8 protein-coding genes are annotated in these 6,345 nt (G+C 66.2%); 4 read left to right on the forward strand and 4 right to left on the reverse strand.

Annotation, left to right across the window (positions count from 1 at the left end):
* The 4 genes from IPV09_RS14725 to IPV09_RS13885 all read right to left on the reverse strand — a co-directional run.
* A partial coding sequence (locus IPV09_RS14725; protein WP_207475928.1) for a PH domain-containing protein occupies positions 1-565 on the reverse strand: 565 nt, incomplete at its 3' end.
* Positions 562-1,080, reverse strand: coding sequence for a PH domain-containing protein (locus tag IPV09_RS13875; RefSeq protein WP_207475930.1), 519 nt, complete (start codon positions 1,078-1,080; stop codon positions 562-564). The genes IPV09_RS14725 and IPV09_RS13875, both read right to left, overlap by 4 nt.
* Positions 1,081-1,158: 78 nt before the next feature.
* Positions 1,159-1,812: a DUF1707 domain-containing protein gene (locus IPV09_RS13880; protein WP_207475932.1), complete on the reverse strand. Its 654-nt coding sequence runs from the start codon at positions 1,810-1,812 to the stop codon at positions 1,159-1,161.
* 344 nt (positions 1,813-2,156) lie between these two features.
* Complete coding sequence (locus IPV09_RS13885) at positions 2,157-2,846, reverse strand: response regulator (RefSeq protein ID WP_370590344.1); 690 nt, start codon at positions 2,844-2,846, stop codon at positions 2,157-2,159.
* 125 nt (positions 2,847-2,971) lie between these two features.
* Between IPV09_RS13885 and IPV09_RS13890 the strand changes: the two genes are divergently transcribed.
* The 4 genes from IPV09_RS13890 to IPV09_RS13905 form a co-directional block, all read left to right on the forward strand.
* Positions 2,972-3,163 carry a hypothetical protein gene (locus IPV09_RS13890; RefSeq protein ID WP_207475933.1) on the forward strand — a complete coding sequence of 64 codons (192 nt, stop codon included), beginning with the start codon at positions 2,972-2,974 and terminating at the stop codon, positions 3,161-3,163.
* Positions 3,164-3,204: 41 nt separating this feature from the next.
* Positions 3,205-3,426: a hypothetical protein gene (locus IPV09_RS13895; RefSeq protein ID WP_207475935.1), complete on the forward strand. Its 222-nt coding sequence runs from the start codon at positions 3,205-3,207 to the stop codon at positions 3,424-3,426.
* Positions 3,417-4,259, forward strand: a complete 843-nt coding sequence (locus tag IPV09_RS13900; RefSeq protein ID WP_207475937.1) for a histidine kinase — start codon at positions 3,417-3,419, stop codon at positions 4,257-4,259. The genes IPV09_RS13895 and IPV09_RS13900 overlap by 10 nt, the downstream gene beginning before the upstream one ends.
* Positions 4,260-4,722: 463 nt before the next feature.
* The coding region (locus IPV09_RS13905) for a tetratricopeptide repeat protein (RefSeq protein WP_207475938.1) at positions 4,723-6,345 on the forward strand (1,623 nt) is incomplete at its 3' end.

Genomic DNA, 6,345 nt, shown 5'->3' on the forward strand with positions numbered 1-6,345 from the left:
CAGAGGCGTCCCGCTTGGCCTCCACGGCTCGCCGCAACAACTCATAGCGCAGGTCCTCGGCCTGCTGGCGGGTCAGGAAGCTGAGTCTGCTGCTGCCATCACCGCCCACGTCGATGGACAAGCGGCACAGTCCCAGCAGACGGGCCGCCAAAGGCTGGTGGATCTCGACCGACTGGATCCGGCGATACAGCATGCGCTTGGTCTCGTGGACGATCAGCCGTGACTCGATGGTGAGCCCGTCGGGGTCGAGGCGGTAGCGGGTCAGGTACCAGCTCAGGGCAGACATGACCACCGATCCGACCAGGATGAGCCCACCGATCCCGCCGTAGATGATCAGGCTGGTGAGGTCTCGGAAGGCGCGCAGGTTGCCCTGCTCGAGGACGTCGCGCCCCACGAAGAAGGCGACCGCGACCACCGCGATCCACGACGAGACGAGCGGGCTCAACGGGTGGGTGCGCTGCCCGGCGACGACCTCGTCGGCTGGCACGGACGCGCTGGGGGGCGGCGGCGGCACGGGCGCGGTGGCAGGCGGCGGTTCGGGTGCCCAGCCGGGATGTTCGCTCACAGGCCGGCCGCCTGGCTCTCGCCGAGCCGGGACAGCTCCTCACGCAACCGAGCCGCCTCGTCGGCGGTGACCCCCGGGATGACGGCGTTGCTCATGGACGAGGCCGTGATCATCCGGACGTTGGCCAACCCGTAGCGACGCAGCAGCGGCCCGGCGTTGATCTCCACGACCTGCATGCGGCCGTAGGGCACGACCAGCAGCTCCTTGAACAGGATTCCGTGGGTGGTGTACAGGTCGGTCTCGCGTTGGGCGTAGGCCCAACTGCGGGCGACGCGGCGTACTGCCCACACCCGCCAGCCGAGCAGCGCCACCCAGAAGACAGCGACGGCGACCAGGGCCCACCAGGGGGCCCAGATGGCCACCGGGACCACCGAGGCGACGACCAGCCCGCCCCATCCCAGGAACACCGAGATGGTCTCGACCTTGACAAGATCGGGGGAGACCGGAATCCAGTGTTCGGTGGGCGGGGCGAACAGGACGTCGGTCGTCGTCGCGCGGGACAGCTCGGTGGTCATGCCTAGAACCTAGCCTGCGGCCATGTCATGACCGTGCTGCCCGGGGGCTGTCGGACGTCGCGCAGGTGCGGCACGGGGCTAGCGGCCGCGTCGCCGCTTGCGACTCCTGGAGGAGGTGTCGTCGGGGCCCAGGACGGTGATCTCGCCCAGGACGGAGGTTCCGGTCAGGGTCAGCGTGACCGTGGCATCCTCCTCGCGCACACCCTTGACCTTCGTCTCGGCGAGTATGGCGTTCATCTGGTTCACCACCCGGACCCCAACCGGGACGAAGATGGTGAGCTCGCCCAGGAACACGTTGGCATTCACGACCGGGGTGTTGGTCTCGAGCACCGCCTCATTCAGGTCGAGCACCACCTCACCAAGAACCAGGTTGACGGCGGTGCGTGGAGCCATCCGCCACGCGCTGGTGCGCTTCTGCTCGCCCAGCACGATACTGATCGCGTCCTGCCGCGAGGTCAGGCCATTGGCATCGACCAGCGGTGCGTCATGGCGCACCGCGGGGGTGGCGTACTGGGGGGCAGGGGTGCCGGGCACCAGGTCGGCGGTGATGGGAGCCAGCTCGTCGAAGGTCTTCGCCTGCCAGACCAGGCTGAGGCGCTCGTCCAGTTCGTCCTTGGTCAACCGGCCGTCGACGAAGGCGGTGTTGAGAACCTCCTCGACGAGTCGACGGTCCGCGTCGGAGGCGCGCAGGCCGCCGCGGACGTTGACTGGTGTGCGGGTCTCGTCGGGCATGCCGACAGCCTAGGCATTCCGCTGCCCGATCCGTAGCCCGGCGGGCTCGGATCAGGGATGGATCGGGGTGCAGTTCCTAACTTTCGACAACTGGCAGCGGGTGGTCCGGCGCGGCAAAGTGGGACTTGGCCACACGAGGTGACTCCAGGGGTCAGGGACGGGTCACATGCCATACCCCTCAGGCATGTCCCCAAAAGACGTGAACCACTCGCCACTGTGCCGACCTGGAATGCAGGCGACATCCGGCGGGTCCACTGAACCTGACTCGCAGCCCCCCTCGCTGCCCCGCGGATCATCCTCGTGTGGCCCCCCCTCACCAGTCTGGCCGGCCCTCCGGCCCGTGCTCAGTCCTGGGCAGCGTCGTGAGGGTCGACCAGACCCAGCTGGATCGCCCGGATCAGGATCTGCGTGCGCGACTTCCGCTTCAACTTCTCCCCGATCTGGGACAGGTACTGCTTGACAGACCCTTCGGCCAGGTACATCCGCCGCGCGATCTCGCGGTTGGACAGTCCTTCGGCCAGCCAGCCGAGCAACTCCAACTCCCGTGGGGCGAGTCTCGGTCGCTCCGGGGCCGCCGGCCGGTCGCGCAGGACCGCTGCCACGAGCGTCTGGCGTACCTCCGGTGCCAGCGGCATCTCCCCGATCTTGGCGGCAGCCAGCGCGGCCAGCAGGGTCTCGCGGTCGGTGTGCTTCATCAGGTAGCCGGAGGCCCCGGCCTGCAGCATCTTCGCGACGTGTTCCTGGTCGGAAAAGGTGGTCAATGCCACCACGCACGCACCGGGGTCATCAGCCACGATCTGCTCGGTGGCGGCCACACCACCCATGCCCGGCATGTTGAGGTCCATCAGGATGACGTCCGGATGCCACTGCTTGGCCAACTCGACGCCCTCGGCGCCCGTATGCGCGCAGCCCAGAAGTTCGTGTCCCGGCTCCCTGGCGAACAAGGCGATGAACGTCTCACGCACCATGGCGTCGTCGTCGACCACCAGGACGGTGGTGACGGTCGGGCTCTCATTCGTCGTCTGTGTGGACACGATCCCCACCGTAACCACCTTTGGGGCTAGGTGGAACAGGTACGCACCAACACGGGGGTCAGTGTGGACAGGGGACCTCACCACTGTGATGATCTGATTATCAGTTTCTTACGAAAGGCTCACTCATGAAGACCCGGCTCCTCGCTGTCTCCCTACTCGTCCTGTCCCTGGTGGCGGTCCCGACCGCTGCCAACGCTGCCACCAGTGACACGCCGACCCGTCTTGCGGTCAGTTCCGGCACCCAGATTGGTACCGGGTCCGGCACTGCCACCCCGTCGAACATCTGGTGCGCCTGGCTGCGGATCTGCCTCTCCTGACCCTGTTCTCGACAGTGGCCCGGTCATGGAACGATGGGGGCATGACCGGGACATCGCGAACTGACGGCTGGGGTGGGTGGGCAGCACTGAAAGTGCTGACCACCTGCCTTTTGGTTGCCGACATCGCGCACTCGGTGGCCACCGTCGGGACGCTGGGGCAGGCCTCCACGGCCATGCACGTGGTCGCCGGCATCGCCGGCATCCTGCTGTGCTGGTCATCGCGCTGGTTGTGTTCCTGCCCAGACTGGGGAATGTGGGCGTAGCAGTCATGACGGGTTCGCTGGGCGCCTATTCGATCGCGGTCTCGGTGCGGCACAGCGGTGACCAGTGGTTCAATGACGCCGGGTTGCGCGTCAGTTTGGTGATTCTTGCCACATTGGCGGGCCTCGCCGCCCGCGCATTCTCGACCCAACTTCGCATCGGTGCCCGGCGCATCGAACAGTTGGAGCAGGAGCGGGTGCAGATCCGCGTCGCCGAAAGGCAACGGCTGGCCCGGGAACTCCACGACATCGTGGCCCACCAGTTGGCCATCATCAGCCTGCAGAGCATCAGCCACCAGGGCTCGGACGACCCCCAGGAACTGGGGCACGCCATGGACCGGGTCGGGCGCGCTGCCCGGACCGCGGTCACCGAACTGCACACCCTGGTCAACGTCCTGGATGTCGACCAGGGCAACGGCTTCGACCCGCAGGACAACACCGCTGACGCCGCCGCCGTGCTGCGCGAACTGCGCGAGACACTGGTCACCGAGGGATTCAGGGTGCGGGCTTCCATCCCGGCCGAACTGGCCGACGCTCCACGCTCGGCCCAGGTGACGCTTTCGCGCGTCGCCCGGGAGGCGACCACCAACATCCTGCGCCACGCCGACCCGACCGGTGTTGTCCACCTCGACGTGAAGGTGACCGCGGAGAGCATCACCATGTCGCTGCGCAACAGGATGCGGGTCGGGGGAGCGTCCGGACCGCTGCGCGAACACAGTCTTGGCCGCGGACTGCGGGGCCTGACCGAACGAGTCGACCTGGCCGCCGGTGTGCTGGAAGTGGGCCCGCGCCACGGTGAGTGGGTTGTCCACGTCAGCCTGCCGACGAAGGGCTGAGCAGACCGGGGTTCTGTGGAGACCGGGTCCTGTGGAGCGGGCGACGGGAATCGAACCGCGTGTCCAGCTTGGGAAGATGTATTTTCCCAGCATGGCGCCCCCTCCCACGCCCCCCACGGATGACCTTGAGTCGCTGACCGGGGCCCCGTCGGCCCACCGCATTGGGCACGACCTGTCCTGTCTTGTACGATTTTCCCTGCCCTGTCGCGCATGTGCCGAAAGGACGTACGGAACCCCCGTGTCGACGCCGCCTAACAGGTCGCCGCGAAGGGGTACGCGACCCCGTTTCAGACGCGTGTCTGCGCTTGACGAGGTGTTGAGCGGAACGGCCCGCATGCACGTACGCCGCCCAAAGAGACCGGAACCTGACCTGTAGGAGGCATGGGCGGTGGAGGCGAGGCGACGGACAGATCTCTACCCCTTCTGTGTTCACGTTGCGGGGCGCCGAGCGTGGAGTCATGGGATGCTTGGAACATTGAGTGGACGGCAGACGGTCCTGTTTAAGAAGAGGAGAGGGGTTCTTGACGTGTCCAAACGAGGCGTCGAGCCTTCCGATCCTGGCAAGTCGCCGTGGTGGCTGGCTTTCGCTCTCGGAGGGGCCGTCGTTGGTGCGTCCGCGCCGATGGTCGCAGGAGCCGGGGGAACTGTGGCGATGGTGGGTGCCTTCGTCGGCGGCCTTTCTGGAGTGGCCCTGTCCGCAGCTCCGCCTTTGAAGGAATGGTTTTCCGCAAGGGCCGCTGATAGTCGTGTCGCGGCACTGGCAGGCGTCGGGGACACGATCAAAGGGCGAGCGCTGGAGTCATTGCGGGTCAATCTGTCTGATCGCGATGCCAGCGAGTTCGCCCCGCGTGATCTGCTGCCCGTCGTTCGTGATCTACTGGCCAACCAGAAACCGGTACTCATCGAGGGACCCTCGATGTCAGGCAAAACGCGACTTGTGGTTCAAGTCATCGTCGAAGGTTGGGAATCAGCGCCGTTGTGGTTCCCCACCGACGACGAAGGCATCAGAAGGTTGGTGGAGTCGGGGCAGGACCCGAGCGCCGGGACGGTGGTGTTCCTGGACGATGTGGACCGGTTTCTATCGAATAGCTCCCTGACGTTGACACTGCTGGAAAAGTGGCTGGCGGCAAAGTGCTTAGTCGTGGCAACAATAACGGCGACTAAGCACGCCCAGTGGCGCGACGAAGCGGCCAAGAAGCTGCCCGGCTGGGATGTCCTCAACAAGTTCACACCCGTTCACTTGGCGCCAAAGCCCAGCAAAGGCGAGTTGGCTGCCATGCGATCCACTGCGTATGTCGACCTGGTCCCGCAGGCCCGTGATCTCGGCCTTCCTGCGATTCTGGGTGGGGCGCCACTAGCAAGGCAGAAGTTCAGAGCGGGCGCCGAGGACCGGTCTTGGGGATGGGCTCTTGTCCGGGCAGCCGCAGACTGGCGCCGGGTTGGGCTAGGTCCGGCGACCACCGAACAACTTCAAGCCCTGGCGGATGCATACCCTGACTCTCCAGTAATGGCTCGGGATTGGCCGGTGGCGTGGGATTGGGCGTCTAAGCCGTTCAACCACACGGTCGCCTTACTGAGAGCCGTGGATCCCGAGCGATGGGAAGTCCTTGACGTTATCGCCGACGACGCCACTTGGCCCCTGCATCCAGCTGTCGTAAGCGCCATGGCTGGTGCCGCCCTCACGCCCGCCCAGTCGTTGGCGCTTGCCATGCGTCTATATGCGGGGGCGCACTACACTTCAAGTTCAATGGTCGAGTTCCTCCTCGCCGATGCCCTTACTGCCAACGACCCCAATGTCAAAGGTCGGGCGGCACTCCTCCTTGGCGCAATTCTGGTCGACGAGGACGGAGACGCCGATAAGGCCGAAGCCCTCCTTGGCGAGGCGCTGGATCAGAATCCCACCGATCCGGGGGTGCTTGCCGTGCTTGCCCTGTGCCGCGAGAAGTTGAAGGACTACGGCCAGGCCGAGCAGTTGTACCAGCGCGCCCTGGCCGCCAACCCCACCGACGCGGACATCCTCGGCAGCTACGCGATCTTCCTCACCGATGTGCGGGGTGACCACGACCAGGCCGAGCAGATGTACCAG

The organism is Tessaracoccus sp. SD287 (genome assembly GCF_017355265.1).
Classification (GTDB): Bacteria; Actinomycetota; Actinomycetes; order Propionibacteriales; family Propionibacteriaceae; genus Aestuariimicrobium.